This window comes from Blastococcus sp. MG754426, from assembly GCF_021699055.1.
GTDB lineage: Bacteria > Actinomycetota > Actinomycetes > Mycobacteriales > Geodermatophilaceae > Blastococcus.
The window spans coordinates 1-1,330 of the sequence record NZ_SSXC01000160.1 but is presented as its reverse complement, the minus strand read 5'-3'; the positions used below and the strand labels follow the sequence as shown (position 1 = coordinate 1,330).

Below are 1,330 nucleotides of genomic sequence, written 5' to 3'. Positions count from 1 at the left end.
GCCGGACGCTCCTATGACGCGTCAAGGGCTGAGGGTGGGGTTTCGAGGCGTCGGTAGAGCTCGCGGGCGATGTAGCGCTTGAGGCAGCGTTTGATCTCGCGGTCGGTCTTGCCTTCGGCGCGGCGGCGGTCGGCGTAGGTGCGGGTGCGTTCGTCGTGGTGCATCCGGGTGAGGGTCACGGTGTGCAGGGCTCGGTTGAGTTGGCGGTCGCCGGAGCGGTTGAGCCGGTGGCGCACGGTCTTGCCCGAGGACGCTGGGATGGGTGCGGTGCCGGCGAGCATGGCGAAGGCCGCGTCGTCGCGGCAGCGCCCAGGGTGTGACCAGGCGGTGAGCACCGTGGCGGCCACGATGGGACCGACTCCGGTCAGCTCGAGCAGGTCCGGCCGCCAGGAGCGCACGGTGGTGCGGATGGCCTTCTCGTGGTCGAGTGCCTCGGCCTCCAGGAAGCGGATGCGCCGGGCCAGTTGGCGCAGCACGGTCAGCGCGGTGATGGCCTCGATGTCCCCGCTGCTGGCCGCCGGGCGGAGCGCTGCGGCGGTGGTGATCACGGCGCGGGTGGTCTGGCCACGGAACCGGCTGCGGACCGGCTCCGGGCTGGTGATGACCATGGCCAGCAGTTGCCGCGTGGTGGCACCGGCGGCCTCCACGGCGGCGCGGCGGGCGGTCAGGCGCATCTGCAGCGCGGCTCGTTCGGCGCCGGTCTTGGGCTGGGCCAGCTGGGTGCGGGCCAGCGCGTCGCGGGCGGCGCGTTCGGCGTCGATCGGATCGGACTTGGCCCCGGCCCGCCGGAGGGGCCGCTTGGGTCGGTCCAGCTCCACGACCAGCTCGCCGGTGGCGGCGAGGTGGCGGGCCAGGCCGGCGCCGTAGCCGCCGGTGCCCTCCATCGCCCAGGCCCGCAGCCCGGAGTGGGCCTCGGCCACAGCGATGAGCTCGGCGTAGCCGTCGGGGTCGGCGGGAACCGTGGCTCGGGCCAGCACTGCGCCGGTGCGGGCATCGAGCACCGCGGCGGTGTGGGTCTGGCTGTGGGTGTCGACGCCGATGACGACCTCGACCAGTTCTGCCAGCATGGACATGCGTTCTTCTCCTTGACCGGGGGGACGCTGCAGGTCCCGGTCCGGTGCGGAGATGGCAGGACTGTGATGAGACACGCCAGCGCCAACTGGCGGTCAAGCTCCTGATCAGGCCAACGTCTCCGGCCGGGCCGGTGCCGGCAGCAGCGAGCGGACAAGTCCGGCCAAAGGCACGAAGCCAGTCAGACGACGGGTCACGCTCACCGCTGCCGGCCGTCAGCCCATCACTGAAGGACCGACCCGGCCAGCCTCACAGTCAG

1 protein-coding gene is annotated in these 1,330 nt (G+C 72.6%); it reads right to left on the bottom strand.

Annotated elements, in window-relative coordinates; all coding sequences use genetic code 11:
- Positions 1 to 11 precede the first annotated feature (11 nt).
- On the bottom strand, positions 12 to 1,073 hold the full coding sequence (locus E9549_RS22780) for an IS110 family transposase (protein ID WP_236828883.1): 1,062 nt from the start codon (positions 1,071 to 1,073) through the stop codon (positions 12 to 14).
- Positions 1,074 to 1,330 lie beyond the last annotated feature (257 nt).